Consider the following 16,975-nt stretch of genomic DNA (forward strand, 5'->3'; position numbering starts at 1 on the left):
GCGCAGCCCACAAACCAACGGGATGGTCGAGCGTTTCAATGGACGCATTAGCGATGTATTGGCCACTCATCGTTTTGTCTCAGGCGCCGATTTGGCCGAAACGCTGGCACGCTACGTGTTGCTCTACAATCAACATTTGCCACAACTGGCGCTGGGACATCGCACGCCGATCCAGTCCATGAAAGAATGGCAGAAAACGCATCCAGAATTATTCAAAAAACGTATCAGCAATCGTCCGGGACTGGACATGTATGAACGCTCATTAAACCAGTACCACGTCAAACTGCTCTTGCGTGTACGCGCTTTCTACCTGCAGATAAATCGGTTTACCGATGAAGTCAACCAGCTGGGCCAGATTGGCCGATTCTTCGTCCAGGAACATATCAATCACTGCTTGTGACGCCAAAATGCGGTACTGGCTGGCGTTAAACTGCTTCGCTTCGCGCAGTATCTCGCGCAGAATTTCATAGCAAATCGTTTGCGGGGTTTTCACTTCGCCGCGTCCCTGGCAAGTGGGGCATGGCTCGCACAGGATGTGCGCTAGCGATTCGCGCGTGCGCTTGCGCGTAATTTCGATCAGCCCCAGGCTGGTAAAGCCGCTGACGGTGATTTTGGTGCGATCACGCGCCAATGCTTTTTTCAGCTCGGTAATCACGGCATTTTTGTGTTCTTCATTATCCATGTCGATAAAATCAACAATGATAATGCCACCCAGATTGCGCAGGCGCAGTTGGCGCGCAATGACTTGCGTGGCTTCCAGGTTGGTTTTGAAAATCGTGTCGTCAAACGAGCGGGTGCCAACAAAGCCACCGGTATTGACGTCTACGGTCGTCATTGCTTCGGTCTGATCGATAATCAGATAGCCACCAAACTTCAGATTGACGCGTCGGCTGAGCGCGCGCTCGATCTCGGCTTCAACGCCATACAGCTCGAACAGCGGCCGCTCACCTGCGTAATGCTGGATTTTGGGCAGCACGTCGGCGACAAAGCGCGCGGCGAATTCGCTCATGCGGCCAAAATTTTCCCGGCTATCGACGTGGACGGTTTCGATTTCTTCGGTGACCATATCGCGCAGCACGCGCAATTGCAGCGATAAATCCTGAAACAGCAGCGATTTGGCCGGTTTGGTTTGCGCGCTTTGCTTGATATCGGCCCAGATCAAATTGAGGTAATCAATATCGGCACGTAGCTCGTCATCGGATGCATGATCGGCATTGGTGCGAATAATGTAGCCGCAATGATCTCCGGGCAATAGCGTTTCCATGCGTTTGCGCAGTTGATCACGCTCGGCGTCGTCTCCGATGCGTTGCGAAATACCGATGTGATTGTCTTGCGGCAAAAAGACCAGAAAACGGCCCGCGATGCTGATCTGGGTCGATAGGCGCGCGCCTTTGGTACCGATCGGGTCTTTGATCACCTGTACCATCACCGCCTGGCCTTCGTGCAGGATGCGCTCTATCCGTTGCACTTCATTCGGATTTTGCCGCTGCTGAATGACGTCGGCGATATGCAGAAAAGCGGCGCGCTCCAGCCCGATTTCGATAAAGGCACTTTGCATGCCGGGCAATACGCGCTTGACCATACCCAGATAGATATTGCCGACCAGGCCCCGGTGCGCGGTGCGCTCAATATGGATGTCCTGCACTACGGCGTCTTCAATTGTTGCGACGCGGGTTTCCTGCGGGGTGATATTGACGAGAATCTGTTCTTTCATAGGGCGTGTTAAATCCGCTGCGTACCGGGGTTGATCAGAAGTAAAGCCAGGTCGGTGAATTCGTTCCAGACATCGCCATCGCCAATGCCTTTGATCAGGCCATCAATCCGGCGGGCGAGCTGCAGGGCAGCTTTCAGGCGTTTAGCGTTGACGCGGCTGGCAGCCGCTTCGATAAAGCGCTGCTTATTGCCCCAGATGCGCAAATCTTTGGTCAGCTGCGCTGCGGCAACCCCGCGCGAGCGACCTTGGGCAAATTTGTATAGTGTTCGTGTTTCTTCGGCCAGCGCCCAGAGCACCAGCACTGGTGATTCGCCTTCGGCGCGCAGCCCGGCCAGCATATGGCAAACGCGGCTGGCGTCGCCGCTGAGCACCGCCTCGCCGAGGCTAAATACGTCATAACGCGCCACATTGGCTACCGCAGCTTCCAGCTCGGCCAGCGTCAAAACGCCTTTGGGGTGCAGTAGCGCGAGTTTCTGGATTTCCTGATGTGCCGCCAGCAGATTGCCTTCAACGCGGTCGACCAACCAGACCATGGCGTCGTCAGCCAGGCTTTGCCCCTGCAGGCTAAGGCGCTGATTAATCCATTGCGGCAGTGCAGTGCGCTCGATCAGCTTGGCTTCGATCACTTCGCCCGCTTTGGCCAGCGCTTGCATCCATTTGCTGTTGAGTGCAGTTTTGTCTAGCTTGGGTAGCGTGATAATGGTGAGTATGTCGCTGGGGAGATTGCTGGCAAAGCTCTCCAGCGCTTTACCCCCCTCAGTACCTGGCTTGCCATTGGGAATGCGCAATTCCAGCAGGCGCAGTTCGGCAAAAAGCGACATGGTTGCGCCGCTGGCTTGCAGCTGTGACCATTGAAAATGGGCGGCATTTTCCACCATGAGCACTTCGCGCTCGCTATAGCCAGCCTGACGCGCTGCATCGCGGATGTGCTGCGCCGCTTCCAGCGCCAGTAGCGCCTCGTCACCGTGGATGACATACAGCGGAGCCAGCCCGCGCTGCAGCGCCCGGGGGAGTTCGTCAGGGCGCATTATTGGCCTGCAGCGTTGCTACTGTTTGCTGCAGACGTGTTGCCCGCATTTTTGGCCGCGGCATTAATCCGGCGGATAATCTGCCCGGCAGCATCGCGCTGCATTTCGCGAATCAGGCTTGCCTCTTCGGCTTCCTTGGACAGCACGCTGTTCTCATCCCAGGAAATATTGCGCTGCAAGGAGATCGCATGGTCGTCGATTAGCGTTTCGCCCACTTTGCTGGCGCTAAAGTGCAGGCGGTAATACAGCCGGTATTCGGCCACCTGACCACTGCTATTGACGCTCAGCACCTGCTTATCCATGCCTTCGGACAGAATCTGGATGGTGATTTCCGGCGTTGGTGAGTTAAGGTTGATTTTCATTAAACCGAGCTGGCGGCTTAAATCCTGAAAAGCGCCGCCATTACCGATCAGTTTGGCGCTGGCAAAGGGCAGCGTCGAGTTTGGACCCTGACCGCGCAGATGAAAACCGCACGCCATCAGGCTTAGGCTGAGTAGGGCGGCTAGCAGGGTGCGAAGGTGCAAAGGCATGAAAACTCCTTGTGTTTAAACTTGTTGGTGACGCAATTGCTCTGCAATTTTCAATCCAGTTCTGCCGAAATTCTCTATGCAGTGCTGAGCCGATGTCAGGAATGCAATGCCAATACAGTCGCTGCTTGGAGGCAGTGTCTGCGTTGAAGCTGCCAAGCGGTGAATATTTCGGCCTTGTGTCGCAAAAAAATGGCTGCTGTTGCACTGTCTGTGGCCGTGCGCATGAAGCGCCAGGCCACAGGTCAACCACTTTATTGCCGGCTTAGGCGACGATATTGACCAGACGTCCCGGTACAATAATCACTTTCTTCGGCGCGCCTTCCAGATGTTTTTTCACGCCTTCGTCGGCGAGCGCAGCCGCTTCAATCGCTTCTTTGCTCGCGTCTTTGGCGACATGAATTTCACCGCGCAGTTTGCCGTTGATTTGCACCATCAGCTTCACTTCGTCTTGCACCAGCGCATCGCTTTCCGGCTCTGGCCACGCGGCGCTGGCAATCTCACCGCCCTGCGCTGCACGATAACCCAGTTCATTCCATAGCGTATGAGCAATGTGCGGCGCAGCCGGGTAAATCGCCCGCAGCAGGATACCGAAGCACTCGCGGATCACCGCACTGTTTTCGCCTTTATAGCCTTCCAGTGCATTGAGCAACTTCATCACTCCTGACACGACCGTGTTGTACTGCAGGCGTTCGTAGTCGAGGTTAATCTGCTTGAGTGTATTGTGCACTTCAAAACGCAGCGCTTTATCATCTTTGCTAAGATCAATACCTTGCAGGGTATTGGCTGCTGATTGAATGGAATCAACGTGTTTAAAGCTATACCCCCAAAGGCGGCGCAGGTAACGGTAAGCACCTTCAACACCGCTATCTGACCAAGCCGCGCTTTGCTCTGGCGGACCAGCAAACATCGTGAACAGGCGCGCGGTATCGGCGCCGAATTTCTCGATAATGTCTTTGGGCTCAACCACGTTGTTTTTCGATTTCGACATCTTTTCGATGCCGCCCATGATGACAGGTTGGCCGTCTTCAACGGCAATCGCCGCAATCGGACGCCCTTTGTCGTCGTGCTGCACCTGAACTTCGGCTGGGTAGAACCAGCGTTTTTTGCCACTTGCGTCTTCACGGTAATAGCAATCGCGCAGCAACATGCCTTGCGTGAACAGGTTTTTGAATGGCTCGCCAAAATTGATCAGGCCGGCGTCGCGCATCGCCTTGGTCCAGAAACGCGCGTACAGCAAGTGCAAGACCGCGTGCTCGATACCGCCGATGTATTGGTCCATGCCACCAGCGGCATTGTTAGCCGTACCCATCCAGTACGCTGTGCCGTTGCCAACCATCGCGTCGCTCAGTTTCGGGTCGCAATAGCGCATGAAATACCAGCTCGAATCCACGAAGGTATCCATCGTGTCGGTTTCGCGTTTCGCTGGTGCGCCGCATTTCGGGCAATCTACGTTTAAGAAATCTTCGCGATGTTTCAATGGATTGCCCGAGCCATCTGGAATGCAGTCGGTCGGCAACACAACGGGCAGCTGCTCGTACGGCACAGGTACGTCACCGCAGCAATCGCAGTGGATAATCGGGATTGGCGTACCCCAGTAGCGCTGGCGGGAAATACCCCAGTCGCGCAGACGCCACGTGGTTTTTTTCTCGCCAGCGTCTTGCGCCGCCAAGTCGGCCGCTACCGCATCAACCGCCGCTTTGTAGCTTAGCCCGTCGTATTTGCCCGAATTAACCGTCACGCCGCGCGTTTTGTCGCCATACCATTCTGCCCATGCGTCGGTGCTGAATGCTTCGCCTTCAACGGCGATCACTTGTTTGATCGCCAAATTGTATTTTTTGGCAAAGGCAAAGTCGCGCTCGTCATGCGCAGGTACGGCCATGACCGCGCCATCGCCGTAGCCCATCAAGACATAATTACCGATCCAGACTTCCACTTGTGCGCCAGTCAGCGGGTGAGTCACGAACAGACCCGTCGCCACGCCGACTTTGTCTTGCGTTGCCAGTTCAGCTTCGGTAGTGCCGCCCTTTTTGCATTCCTCAATGAATGCAGCCAGTTCTGGTTTGAGTTCCGCAGCGCGTGTCGCCAGCGGGTGCTCAGCGGCCACGGCACAGAAGGTCACGCCCATAATCGTGTCGGCACGCGTCGTGAAAACGTACAGCTTACCGTCTTGCACTAGGTTGCCGTCCGCATCTTTGATATCGTGTTTAAACGCGAAACGTACACCTTCTGATTTGCCGATCCAGTTGCGCTGCATTGCGCGCACCATGTCGGGCCAGCCTTCCAGCGTGTCGATGTCGTTTAGCAGTTCATCGGCGTATTTGGTGATCGCAAAGTAGTAACCCGGAATTTCGCGCTTTTCTACAATCGCGCCAGAACGCCAGCCGCGACCATCCACCACTTGCTCATTCGCCAAGACTGTTTGATCTACCGGATCCCAGTTCACGATTTGGGTTTTTTTGTATGCGGTGCCGTTTTCCAGCATTTTCAGGAAGAACCACTGGTTCCACTTGTAGTATTCAGGATCGCACGTCGCGATTTCGCGCGACCAGTCAAATGCCAAGCCCAATGGCTTCATTTGCGACTTCATGTCGTCGATATTGGCGTAAGTCCATTCCGCCGGTGATTTCTTGTAGGCAATCGCTGCGTTTTCAGCGGGTAGACCAAACGCATCCCAGCCCATCGGCATCAGTACATTAAAGCCTTTCATCCGCAGATGACGTGCCAGCATATCGTTGATCGTGTAGTTGCGCACGTGACCCATGTGCAGCTTGCCCGATGGATAAGGCAGCATCGAGCAGGCGTAGTATTTCGGTTTGCTGGTGTCTTCAGTGACTTCAAATGCGCGCGTTTCATCCCAGTGGCTTTGGGCGGCGGCTTCGACGGAGAGCGGTGAGTACTGTTCTTGCATGGTCGGCGGCGTTGTCGAAAATATCAAAACGGCGATTATACCTGAGCCGGGGTCGCTTGACGTTTGCTTTGCCTTCGTGCGGGCGCGATTTTTGCACCGGCCTTGTATCGAGCTTGCTGTGAGCTAGTGATACGGCTTTGCGCTTGAATTGGCCGCCGGTGCAGGACTTGAAAATCTTTTATTACTTGTCTTGTAAATTATTGCGAGGGCTATCTAAACTGAAGTCCCGATAAAAGTGCTCAATCACTCGCGCAGGAGATTTCAAGATGCTTCATTCCCGGCAATATGGTTTTACCCTGGTCGAGATGGCCATTGTATTGGTGATTATCGGCCTGATCCTTGGTGCCGCTTTTAAAGGCAAGGACTTGATTGACGGTGCCAAAGTAAAAAATATGGCCGCGCAAGTGAATAAAATGCAGGCAGCATTCAATGTCTATTACGAAAAATACGGTGCTTATCCGGGTGATGGCTGTGCCGCGCTGGTGACCACACAAACGCTATGCAGCGGGGCAAAAAATGGCAGCCTGGGCTTGCTGGAAAACAATAGTGCACCGCTCTTGCTGGTCAATGCTGGGATTCTAAGTGCTGCCGATATGCAAAGCGTGTTTGGTGTGCCCTGGGTGATTACCGAAGGCACGGCAATCACCAACTACACGACTGCGCATAACTATATGACGCCGGGTACACAAACCAGTGCCGGTGTTACGACGCAGCAGGATGTGGATGTGCGTTTTGTCTGCGCGCTGGATCGGGCGATTGACGATGGTGTTCCGACCACGGGCAATGTGCGCAGCTCGGCGACTAATGCCGCCACACAGGCAGGCGCCGCGGCATACACCAATGATGGTGGCGATTGCTGGGCGCTAGCTGGTAATGGCTCGGTGGGGATCAGGGTTTTACCGTGATAGCTGATTTAGCTGGACTTGAGCGTTTCACGGATCAGGCCCAGCGTCACCGCGCGCTGGCGTGATAAAGACGCTGTATTGATCTCTTCCAGTAATTGATAAAGGTTGGGAAGGTCGCGACTGGCGTGGTGCAGCAGGTATTCGGCCAGTTCGCGATGTAACTCGAAGCCCAGATGCCGGGCGCGGCGCAACAGGGCTGCGATTTTATCGTCGTCCGATAATGATTTGAGCTGATAAACCAGCCCCCAGCCTAGCCGGGTGCGCAAATCGTCGCGCAGGGCAAGCAACATCGGTGGCAGATTGCCGCTGGCCAGAATCCGCCCGCCACCTTCACGCAGGGTGTTGTAGTGATCAAAAAGTGTGATTTGCTGCTCGGCATCCAGATATTCAACATTATCGACCAGCAGTGCGGCATTGCCTTCGATCTGCTGCGGTAGCATGCTCTGGCGCGCGTTGATGTAGTAACTGGGCAGTGCGGCTTCCAGCCTGGCTTCGCTGGCGCTGAGCAGGTGGCTTTTGCCGGCTCCGCTTTCTCCCCAGATATACAAGGCCCGCACTTCTCCCTGCGCCCATTCGCCTAGCTGGAAAAGGAGTTCGGCATTGTCCCCGCGCACAAAATCATCAAAAGTGCGCGGCGCCGGGGGCAGAAAATCTAGGATCAGTTGCTTCATTTATGCGTGGGCATACGATTAAAAATGCGGTTCAAGTCTGAAAGTGCCGTAGAGAGAATGCAAGGCGGTATTTTAATAAACCTGCATTTTCAGTGTGATAAAAGCTGAAACTGGGGTCAACAGACGCAGCTAAATGCGATAAAATGCGCACTTTAGCAGATCTGGCGCTGCATTTTAACTCACAGCGCCGCCCACTACGAGACCATTCCCATGAGCCAACACAAGCAAAGTCTAAGTTACCGTGATGCCGGTGTAGATATCGACGCAGGTGACCAGCTTGTTGAAAATATCAAACCTTTTGCCAAGCGTACAATGCGCCCCGAGGTGCTCGGCGGTATTGGTGGTTTTGGTGCGCTGGTTGAAATCAGCAAAAAATTCAAAGAACCCGTGCTGGTTTCCGGTACCGACGGGGTTGGCACCAAACTGAAACTGGCTTTCGAACTCAATCGCCATGATACCGTGGGTATCGATCTGGTGGGCATGAGCGTCAATGATATTCTGGTACAAGGCGCCGAGCCGCTGTTTTTTCTCGACTATTTTGCTTGTGGCAAATTGGATGTAGATAGCGCGACTGAAGTGATCAAAGGCATCGCTTTTGGTTGCGAGCAAGCAGGTTGTGCGCTGACTGGCGGCGAAACTGCTGAAATGCCGGGCATGTATCCGGTTGGCGAGTACGATCTGGCCGGTTTTGCGGTGGGCGTGGTGGAAAAATCAAAAGTCATCACGGGCCAAGACATCAAAGCCGGTGACGTCGTGCTGGGCTTGGCATCAAACGGTGCGCACTCCAACGGCTACTCGCTGATCCGCAAAATTCTGAATCTGGATCACGTTGATTACAACGCCGAATTCGACGGTGGTCGTTCTTTGGCCGATGTGGTCATGGCGCCTACGCGCATCTACGTAAAACCATTGTTGAAACTGATCGACACCCTGACCGTGAAAGGCATGGCGCACATTACCGGTGGTGGTATTACTGAAAACGTGCCGCGCGTGTTGCCGGACAATGTTGTTGCGCAAATCGATGCCGCGAGCTGGACGATGCCCAAGCTCTTTACGTGGCTGCAAGAGCAGGGCAATGTGGCGCAACAGGAAATGTACAAAACCTTTAACTGCGGCGTCGGCATGGTGGTGATTGTCGCCGCTGAAGATGCCGCCGCCGCGACCGCCTTGCTGACGCAGGAAGGCGAAACGGTGTATCAGCTGGGCGTGGTCCGTGAGCGTGTTGGCGACGAGCACCAGACTCAGGTTGCCTGATTGATGCTGGTCTGACAAAGGCGAGGTCGCAGACCTCGCGCAGGCTGCTGACAAAATGGGAAATGGCGATTTTCAAGTCTCGGCAAAGCCGAGCTTAATCAATAGCGGCTTGAATCTGCAGCCTTTATGTTTTATTCCCACCCCTCCCGTCCCCTCTTTGAGGGGAGCCTCGCTTCGCGAGTGGGGTTGGTCATTCATCCGGGCGAGGTCGTTGACCTCGCTTTTTGTTTTGATAGTGTAGTAATTGTTTTAATGGGGTATGGCCCTGCAGCTATTTTACAGATTGACCTGTAGGCATATACCCATGGATGACGCATGAAAAATCTTGTAATTCTGATTTCTGGCCGTGGCAGCAATATGCAGGCCATTGTGAACGCACAGATTGCCGGAGCGCATATTGCCGCCGTGATTTCCAATCGCCCCGATGCGGCGGGCCTGGCCTGGGCGGCCGAGCGCGGCATTCAAACCGCCGTGCTCGATCACAAACAATTTGCCGACCGGGATCGCTTTGATCAGGCTTTGGCCGAATTAATCGATGGCTACGCGCCCGATCTGGTGGTGCTGGCCGGATTTATGCGCATCCTCACCGCAGGTTTTGTGCAGCGCTATGAAAACCGCCTGATCAATGTGCATCCATCGCTATTGCCAGCCTTTACCGGTTTGCACACGCATCAGCGCGCGATCGATGAGGGCGTCAAGCTGGCCGGTTGCACCGTGCATTTTGTCACCGCCGAACTCGATCACGGCCCGATGATTGCGCAGGCTGCGGTACCCGTGCTCGATGATGATAGCGCCGACACGCTGGCAGCCAGAATTCTGGTGCAGGAGCATCAGCTGTATCCGCAGGCGGTGGCCTGGTTTGTGGCCGATCAGCTGCAGGTGATCGATGGCAAGGTGAAAAACGCCGCCGCTGCCAATCCTGAAGTCTTTTTGCGAGCCCCCAGCACCACATCATGAGCAAATATGCCTGGTGGGCTCTGGCCTTGTCGCTGACGCTTCATCTGGTTTCGGTGCTGGCCGAGCCGGTGCTCAACTGGCTGAGCTATCGGCAGATCGCTGATCCCGTGCTGAAAAAGACGGCGCGACAATTGGCTAGCCAGTCGCTGGATCATCTGGATACGCCAGATCAGTTGCCCAAGGTGAAAGCAGTAGAGCAGCAAGTGGTTTTCTTGCAGCCCGCCGCCGTGCGGCAGGCTGAGCCTGCCACAAGCGCGCGCTCAGTAACCAAGGCCCGGCAGCGCAAGCTGGCGGCAGAAGCTGCTTCGCAAGTCGTTCAAGAAGGCACGCCGTCGACGGATGCGGCAAGTGCACCGACGGCCATCACTTCGTCGATCACTGCTAATGATTCTGATGGTCTGGCCGCCAGCGAGCCAGTGGCTTTGGCGGCGGTCAATGTGCTGCAGTCGGCAGGCATAGCACTGGCTGCCGCGAGTCAGGCTAGCGCAGTGAAGGCTTTGCTTGGTACAGAGAAGGCATCCAGCGTGCAACGGGCGTCAGCGGCGCTGGCAAAGCGGATTGATCCGACCAAGATCGATCGCGAAGCGGCCAAACTGTTTCCACGTGAAGTCAAAATCGAATATCGCTATCTTGGTTTTCCAGCCTATCTGCATTGGAAACTGGAAGCAGGACGCTATGACTTGCAGCTGGATGTGCCGATTCCCGGCCATGCTCGCCGCTTTATCAGCCGTGGCAAAATTGACAAGCAGGGCGTGATGCCCGAGCAGTTTGTCGAGTATCGCAAGCAGTTTACTACGCCCAAGTTTGATGTGCGCTTTGACTGGGAGAGGGCAGAAGTCACGCTCAGTGAAGGCGAAAATCAGAAGGTGGAGCCTTTTGCTGCGGGTGATCAGGATCTGATGTCGGCTGCCTTGCATCTGGCCTTGATGGGCGGTAGCCAGCCCAAGTATGAAATGGCGCTGTTTTCCGGGCGCAAGCGCTATCCCGAGGTGCAGTTTGAACTCAAGGGCGAAGCGCAGCTCAAAATTGGCGGCAAGGAGATTCCCGCGCTGCTGATGAGCTCACGTACCGGCGAGCGTCAGGTCGATTTCTGGCTTGCGCCGGATTGGCATAATTTGCCAGTGCGCATGGTGCTCAATTTTGGCAAGGATGGCACTTATGATTTATCCGCCTACAATTTGACACTAGACGGTAAAAAAGTACTGGAATGGGTTAACCCCAACACACAAGGCCAGCGACGGCCTTGATGAACAGATTTTTAATAGGGTTTCGACCCTGAAGCCGCCGGCTATTACGCCGACGCATGAGCTGCCTACAGGTGGCTCGATTGAAAAAGAGAGTATTTATGACACCAAAGCAATTATCTGCCACGCTGGATATTTTGAATTCGGCGCTGGGTTTTAACGCTCCTGCAGATGCCGTGGTATCGCGCCATTTTCGCGAAAACAAGGATTTAGGGCATAAAGATAGGGCTGTCATTGCGGAAACCGTATTTAGCATGCTGCGCCATTTGCCGCAGCTCGAATGGCTGGCAGGTAGTAGCGAGGCGCGTCTGGCCAGTACGCGTGAATTGCTATTGGCGTACTTTACCCGGATCAAGCATCTGAATGTGCGCGAGTTGCCGGCGGTATTTACCGATGAAGACAAGGAACGTGCCGGTGCCATGAAGGGTATGGCGCTGCGTGATGCGCCACTCAACGTGCGCGCAGCTATACCCCAGTGGTTGGTTGATGCCATGTTGGCCGAGGGCCAGACTGAAGAGCAGATCTTGGCTATGGGCTTGGCGATGTTGCAGCCCGCGCCACTGGATGTGCGCGTCAATAGCATTAAAGCCAAACGCGAAGCCGTCGCCGCTGAGCTGAAAGCCGCTGGCGATATCAATACCACGCCAACGCCGTATTCGCCCTGGGGCTTGCGGGTGGAAGGCAAGCCGGCGATCAATAAATACAAATGCTTTATCGAAGGCCGTGTTGAGGTGCAGGATGAGGGCAGTCAGCTGCTCGGTTTGCTGTCGGGCGTGAAACGTGGCCAGATGGTGACGGACTTTTGTGCTGGCGCTGGCGGCAAGACTTTATTGCTCGGTGCGATGATGCAAAATACTGGCCGTTTGTATGCCTTTGATGTATCGGAAAAACGGTTGGCCAATTTGAAACCGCGTCTGGCGCGATCTGGGCTGTCGAATGTCAATCCACAGCTGATTGCGTCGGAGACCGATCAGAAGATCAAGCGTCTGGCTGGCAAAATGGACGTCGTGCTGGTCGATTCGCCGTGCTCCGGCATGGGTACGCTGCGCCGCAATCCTGATCTGAAAATGCGCCAGTCGGCGAGCAGTGTGGCTGAGTTGAATGACAAACAGCGCGCTATTTTGAAATCGGCAGCGCGTCTGGTGAAAAACGGTGGTCGTCTTGTGTATGCCACATGCAGCTTCTTGCACAGCGAAAATCAAGCAATTGTGCGCGAGTTTCTGATGGCGCACCCTGATTTTCAACTGCTTGACGCCCGCGAATTACTGGCCAAAGAGCGCGTTGAAATTGCGCTCAACGATGAATTCTTGCAACTGACACCGCAGCAGCATCAGACCGATGCTTTCTTTGCTGCGGTACTGCAGCGCGTTTCGGTGGAAAAAGCCAAAGCGCAGGAGGAATCGGCCATGCTGTCGGCTGAGGATGAGGCAATCGAGTAATACATAGCAATTATGTTAAACGCAAAAACCCGCTTTTGGCGGGTTTTTTATTGATCAATTGAGGCGGTAGAAGTGCTGTACTTACCCAGGTGGTTATTTCACGACACGCAGCTGGGGGCGTCCGCTTGGGCGTGGTGGCGGGTCTTGTGGTGGTTCGTCGTGATGGCTAGATTCTGGTGCTGATTCCGGTTCACCGGCAGACTCGTTGCCCTCGTATTCAAAGCCCATGCCTTCGCCATTTTCGCGGGAGAAAATAGAGATAACTGCACCCACCGGAATTTCAATATCGCGTGAAACGCCATTAAAGCGCGCTGAGAAGCTGATAAAGTCATTGGCAATGGTCAGATTACGGCAAGCGTTGTAACTCACATTGAGCACAATCTCACCATTTTTGACGTACTCCATAGGTACTTGCATTTTGCCGCGGACGGCGATAACCAGATAAGGGGTGAAACCCTGGTCGGAACACCATTCATGAATGGCGCGCAGTAAATACGGTTTGGTCGATACAGTTTGCATGGTCGGCCCCGCAAAATAAAAAAGTATTTTGCAATTGTAGCAGGCTTACATTGCTTCGGTGTAAATCAAGCATGCAGCAAAAAGCCCCGCGAACGGGGCTTTGGATTATTTGCGCATGGCTTTTTCGTTGGCGGTCAACGATTCGATAAAGGCTTCACGGCTAAACAGACGCTCTGCATACTTCATTACGGGCACCAAACCCTTGGTCACTTCAATGCCGTAGTGCTCAAAACGCCACAGTAGTGGGGCAATTGCGACGTCAAGCATCGAGAACTCTTCGCCCAGAATGAATTTTTGCTTGGTGAAGATCGGCGCAATTTGTGTCAGATTGTCGCGAATGGCCGCACGTGCAGCTTCTAGCTGGGCTTTTTTGGAGCTGCTGTCTTCCAGGGTTTTAACGTGGATAAACAACTCGCGTTCCAGATTGAACAGCATCAGGCGTGCACGAGCGCGCATCACGGGGTCCGCAGGCATCAGTTGCGGGTGCGGGAAGCGCTCGTCAATGTATTCATTGATGATATTTGATTCATACAGTTGCAAATCGCGTTCAACGAGAACCGGTACTTCGTTGTACGGGTTCATGATCGCCAGATCTTCTGGTTTGCTATGAATATCTACATCGAGAATTTCAAAGTCCATGCCTTTTTCAAATAGCACAATGCGGCAGCGGTGGCTGAATGGGCAGGAAGTACCAGAGTACAACTTCATCATGGCGTGTATGTCCTTTGTGAGTAGCAAGGCGCAATTGTAATGATATTGCGCTGCAATAGCTACGAAAACACCGATAAGCTGATGATTTTTAAATGAAAACTGGCAATTTCGGCGCTGTGTGCTTATTGCCTGATGAGGTTGGGTTTGTATTGAGGGTATTGGCTAGGAGGACTGACTGTATAAGTCTTTGGGCAATATACCCGTAAAAAAGGGCGGAAAATCCGCCCTCTTGATTCGTTACTGACGCTGCAAATTAATGCACATCGCGCCAGTATTCTTTTTTCAGCAGGTAAGTGATTGGAATCAGGAACAAAATCAGGAACAGCAGCACGCCATAACCGATCTGTTCGCGTTTCACCTGAGTTGGCTCAGCCATATACGAAAGGTAGTTGACCAGATCACCAACACGTTGATCGTATTCGTGATTATCAAACTGACCATTCTCACCGCCACGGGTTAATGTGCCGGGCTTAACCAGTTTCAGCGTTTTCTTGGCGTGTTCACCCTCGCCTTCAACGTGCAGAATCTGCTCGCCTTGCAATTCCCACAATACGTGCGGCATACCGACTTTATCAAACACTAGATTGTTCCAGCCGGTGGGGCGGGTGTCATCACGGTAGAAAGTGCGCAGATAGGTATAGAGCCAATCGGTGCCGCGTGAACGGGCAATCAGGCTCAGATCGGGTGGTGTCGCACCAAACCAGTTTTTGCCATCTTTGGCCGCCATTGCCACTTTCATTTGCTCACCGACTTTATCAGTGGTGAACATCAGGTTGTTTTTGATCTGTTCTTCGGTCAGGCCAATATCCTGCAGGCGGTTATAGCGCATAACCGCTGCACCGTGGCAAGACAGACAGTAATTCACAAAAGTCTGTGCACCGCGTTGCAGGCTCTCTGCATTGCTTGGATCGATTGGCGCTTTATCCAGAGGTACACCTGCACCAGCAGCCAGTGCATGAGTGGATAGTGCCAGGCTGGCAACGGTGAGGAGGCTAGCGAGTGTTTTTTTCATGGCTGTCTCCTTAGATGAATGTGCCGAACAGGTAAGCGCCAACCACCGCGATGGTGACGTAAACAATGAACATCATCTGCTGTTTGCCGGTGGAGAAAGTCACACGCTCAGGTACTGGCGCGCAAGGCTTCTCGTTCTTGGTGTAGAACGGCATACCCAGGAAGAAGGCGAAGTAAACAATGCTCAGTACTTGTGAAACCACTGTGCGGAAATCTGTTGCTGGTTTCGCACCCAGGATGCCCAAACCAATAAATGAAATCAGGAACAGCACCAACATTACTTTAAAGCTGGTTGGGCGGTAGCGGATTGATTTAATCGGTGAGCGATCCAGCCATGGCAGGAAGGCCAGAATCACTACCCCTGCACCCATGCCCAATACACCCCAAACTTGCGTACCCAGGAAAGACGGGATTGCGCGCAAGATGGCGTAGAACGGCGTGAAATACCATACGGGCGCAATATGTGCAGGCGTTTTCAGTGCGTCAGCAGGATCGAAATTAGGGTGCTCCAAGAAGAAGCCGCCCATTTCCGGGGCAAAGAACAGCACGCCGCAGAATACCGCCAGGAATACCGCCACGCCAAACACGTCTTTTACCGTGTAATAAGGGTGGAACGGGATGCCATCGCGCGGAATGTGCGTAACCGGATCTTTGTTTTTCTTGATTTCAACGCCATCAGGATTGTTTGAACCCACTTCGTGCAGTGCAACCAAGTGCGCAACGACCAGAGCCAGCAAGACGAGCGGTACGGCAATCACATGCAAGGCAAAGAAGCGGTTAAGTGTGGCATCAGAAACCACAAAGTCGCCACGAATCAGCACTGACAGGTCCGGGCCGATCACCGGGATTGACGCAAACAGGTTCACAATCACCTGCGCACCCCAGAATGACATCTGGCCCCAAGGTAGCAGGTAACCCAGGAATGCTTCAGCCATCAAGATCAGGAAAATCAGGACGCCAAACACCCAAACCAGTTCACGCGGTTGCTTGTAAGAGCCATAAATCAAGCCACGGAACATGTGCAGATACACCACGACGAAGAACATCGATGCGCCAGTCGAGTGCATGTAGCGGATAATCCAGCCACCAGCCACGTCGCGCATGATGTATTCAACTGATGCAAAGGCGACCGAAATATTGGTGCCCGGGATCAGATTGCCATCGGGTTTGTAGTTCATCGTCAGGAAAATGCCGGTGACGATCTGAATCACCAGCACCAACATGGCCAGTGAACCGAAGAAATACCAGAAGTTGAAATTCTTTGGTGCGTAATATTCGGAAACGTGGGCTTTCCAGGTGCTAGTGAGCGGAAAGCGCTCGTCGACCCAGTTCAATACCTTTTCCGGTACAGCGTTTAATTGAATGCTCATGACTTAGCCCCTTATTTGTCTTCGCCGACCAGAATCGTCGTGTCGGAAAGGTATTTATGCGGAGGGATAACCAAGTTGATCGGAGCTGGAACGCCAGAGAAGACGCGGCCAGCTAGGTCAAACTTGGAGCCATGACAGGGGCAGTAAAAGCCGCCAACCCAGTCAGCACCCAGATCGGCTGGGGCCAGATCCGGACGGAAAGTGGGTGAACAGCCCAGGTGAGTACATACGCCGGTGGCAACCCAGATTTCCGGTTTGATAGACCGGGTGGCATTATGGCAATACTCTGGCTGTTCGCTGGCGTCCGATCTCGGATCGAGCAGCTTGGGGTCATTTTTCGACAGGTTCTTCAGCATCTCGGGGGTGCGATTAACCACCCATACCGGTTTGCCACGCCATTCAACGGTAATCTTCTGGCCTGGTTCTAGCTTGCTAACATCAACCTCGACCGGAGCCCCGGCTGCTTTGGCGCGCTCGGATGGAAAAAAGCTGGCGACAAAAGGTATTGCTACCCCTGCCGTCGCAACCGCGCCCACTGCGCTGGAGGCAATTAATAAAAATCGCCGCTTGCTATTATCTACTTGCTGCTCACTCATAACCCAATCCCTGATTTGTAGGAACGCAATATTCTTAAACCGCCAAATTCTACCCGAAAGCAGTGCGGAACTTAAAGCTCTCTGATGCGTCTTGGCGGCGCTTTTGCAAAATAAAGTT

At 53.8% G+C, this 16,975-nt stretch carries 15 protein-coding genes and 1 pseudogene; 6 read left to right on the forward strand and 10 right to left on the reverse strand.

Features of this window, described 5'->3' with window-relative positions; genetic code table 11:
* A pseudogene (locus FLS37_RS16890) lies at nt 1-247 on the forward strand (integrase core domain-containing protein); the annotation flags it as partial.
* A 15-nt stretch (nt 248-262) separates the two neighbouring features.
* On the opposite strand, the gene rng reads toward FLS37_RS16890, so the two are convergent.
* From rng to leuS, 4 genes are all read right to left on the reverse strand, one after another.
* Nucleotides 263-1,714 (reverse strand): ribonuclease G, encoded by a 1,452-nt coding sequence (gene rng, locus FLS37_RS16895; RefSeq protein ID WP_157669505.1) that lies wholly within the window; start codon nt 1,712-1,714, stop codon nt 263-265.
* A gap of 8 nt (nt 1,715-1,722) precedes the next feature.
* The gene (gene holA / locus FLS37_RS08715; protein WP_157669506.1) at nt 1,723-2,742 is read right to left on the reverse strand and encodes a DNA polymerase III subunit delta; all 1,020 of its coding nucleotides are present in this window, start codon (nt 2,740-2,742) and stop codon (nt 1,723-1,725) included.
* The gene (gene lptE, locus FLS37_RS08720; protein WP_157669507.1) at nt 2,742-3,272 is read right to left on the reverse strand and encodes an LPS assembly lipoprotein LptE; all 531 of its coding nucleotides are present in this window, start codon (nt 3,270-3,272) and stop codon (nt 2,742-2,744) included. The genes holA and lptE overlap by 1 nt, the downstream gene beginning before the upstream one ends.
* Before the next feature lie 262 nt (nt 3,273-3,534).
* The gene (gene leuS / locus FLS37_RS08725) at nt 3,535-6,180 is read right to left on the reverse strand and encodes a leucine--tRNA ligase (protein WP_157669508.1); all 2,646 of its coding nucleotides are present in this window, start codon (nt 6,178-6,180) and stop codon (nt 3,535-3,537) included.
* A 266-nt stretch (nt 6,181-6,446) separates the two neighbouring features.
* Here leuS and FLS37_RS08730 point away from each other — a divergent pair, with 266 nt between their 5' ends.
* Entirely contained in the window at nt 6,447-7,085 is a 639-nt protein-coding gene (locus FLS37_RS08730) for a type II secretion system protein (protein WP_157669509.1), read from the forward strand.
* Nucleotides 7,086-7,093: 8 nt separating this feature from the next.
* Here the strand turns inward: FLS37_RS08730 and hda are convergent, their stop codons facing one another.
* Nucleotides 7,094-7,756 carry a DnaA regulatory inactivator Hda gene (gene hda, locus FLS37_RS08735; RefSeq protein ID WP_157669510.1) on the reverse strand — a complete coding sequence of 221 codons (663 nt, stop codon included), beginning with the start codon at nt 7,754-7,756 and terminating at the stop codon, nt 7,094-7,096.
* 210 nt (nt 7,757-7,966) lie between these two features.
* Here hda and purM point away from each other — a divergent pair, with 210 nt between their 5' ends.
* The 4 genes from purM (at nt 7,967) to FLS37_RS08755 (ending at nt 12,650) form a co-directional block, all read left to right on the forward strand.
* Nucleotides 7,967-9,010, forward strand: coding sequence for a phosphoribosylformylglycinamidine cyclo-ligase (purM, locus tag FLS37_RS08740; protein WP_157669511.1), 1,044 nt, complete (start codon nt 7,967-7,969; stop codon nt 9,008-9,010).
* A 315-nt stretch (nt 9,011-9,325) separates the two neighbouring features.
* Nucleotides 9,326-9,967 (forward strand): phosphoribosylglycinamide formyltransferase, encoded by a 642-nt coding sequence (gene purN / locus FLS37_RS08745; protein ID WP_157669512.1) that lies wholly within the window; start codon nt 9,326-9,328, stop codon nt 9,965-9,967.
* Nucleotides 9,964-11,214: a DUF3108 domain-containing protein gene (locus tag FLS37_RS08750; protein WP_157669513.1), complete on the forward strand. Its 1,251-nt coding sequence runs from the start codon at nt 9,964-9,966 to the stop codon at nt 11,212-11,214. Before purN ends, FLS37_RS08750 begins: the two co-directional genes overlap by 4 nt.
* Before the next feature lie 98 nt (nt 11,215-11,312).
* Nucleotides 11,313-12,650, forward strand: coding sequence for an RsmB/NOP family class I SAM-dependent RNA methyltransferase (locus FLS37_RS08755; RefSeq protein WP_157669514.1), 1,338 nt, complete (start codon nt 11,313-11,315; stop codon nt 12,648-12,650).
* A 93-nt stretch (nt 12,651-12,743) separates the two neighbouring features.
* Here FLS37_RS08755 and FLS37_RS08760 read toward each other — a convergent pair whose 3' ends face one another.
* The 5 genes from FLS37_RS08760 to petA form a co-directional block, all read right to left on the reverse strand.
* Nucleotides 12,744-13,169 carry a ClpXP protease specificity-enhancing factor gene (locus FLS37_RS08760; protein WP_157669515.1) on the reverse strand — a complete coding sequence of 142 codons (426 nt, stop codon included), beginning with the start codon at nt 13,167-13,169 and terminating at the stop codon, nt 12,744-12,746.
* A gap of 105 nt (nt 13,170-13,274) precedes the next feature.
* A complete protein-coding gene (locus FLS37_RS08765; RefSeq protein ID WP_157669516.1) occupies nt 13,275-13,880 on the reverse strand; it encodes a glutathione S-transferase N-terminal domain-containing protein in 606 nt (201 codons plus the stop codon).
* A gap of 253 nt (nt 13,881-14,133) precedes the next feature.
* A complete protein-coding gene (locus FLS37_RS08770) occupies nt 14,134-14,892 on the reverse strand; it encodes a cytochrome c1 (RefSeq protein WP_157669517.1) in 759 nt (252 codons plus the stop codon).
* Between the two features lie 10 nt (nt 14,893-14,902).
* On the reverse strand, nt 14,903-16,261 hold the full coding sequence (locus tag FLS37_RS08775; RefSeq protein WP_157669518.1) for a cytochrome bc complex cytochrome b subunit: 1,359 nt from the start codon (nt 16,259-16,261) through the stop codon (nt 14,903-14,905).
* 11 nt (nt 16,262-16,272) lie between these two features.
* Nucleotides 16,273-16,857 (reverse strand): ubiquinol-cytochrome c reductase iron-sulfur subunit, encoded by a 585-nt coding sequence (gene petA, locus FLS37_RS08780; protein ID WP_157669519.1) that lies wholly within the window; start codon nt 16,855-16,857, stop codon nt 16,273-16,275.
* Between the last annotated feature and the right edge of the window lie 118 nt (nt 16,858-16,975).

It is taken from the genome of Chitinibacter sp. GC72 (genome assembly GCF_009760905.1).
Classification (GTDB): domain Bacteria; phylum Pseudomonadota; class Gammaproteobacteria; order Burkholderiales; family Chitinibacteraceae; genus Chitinibacter.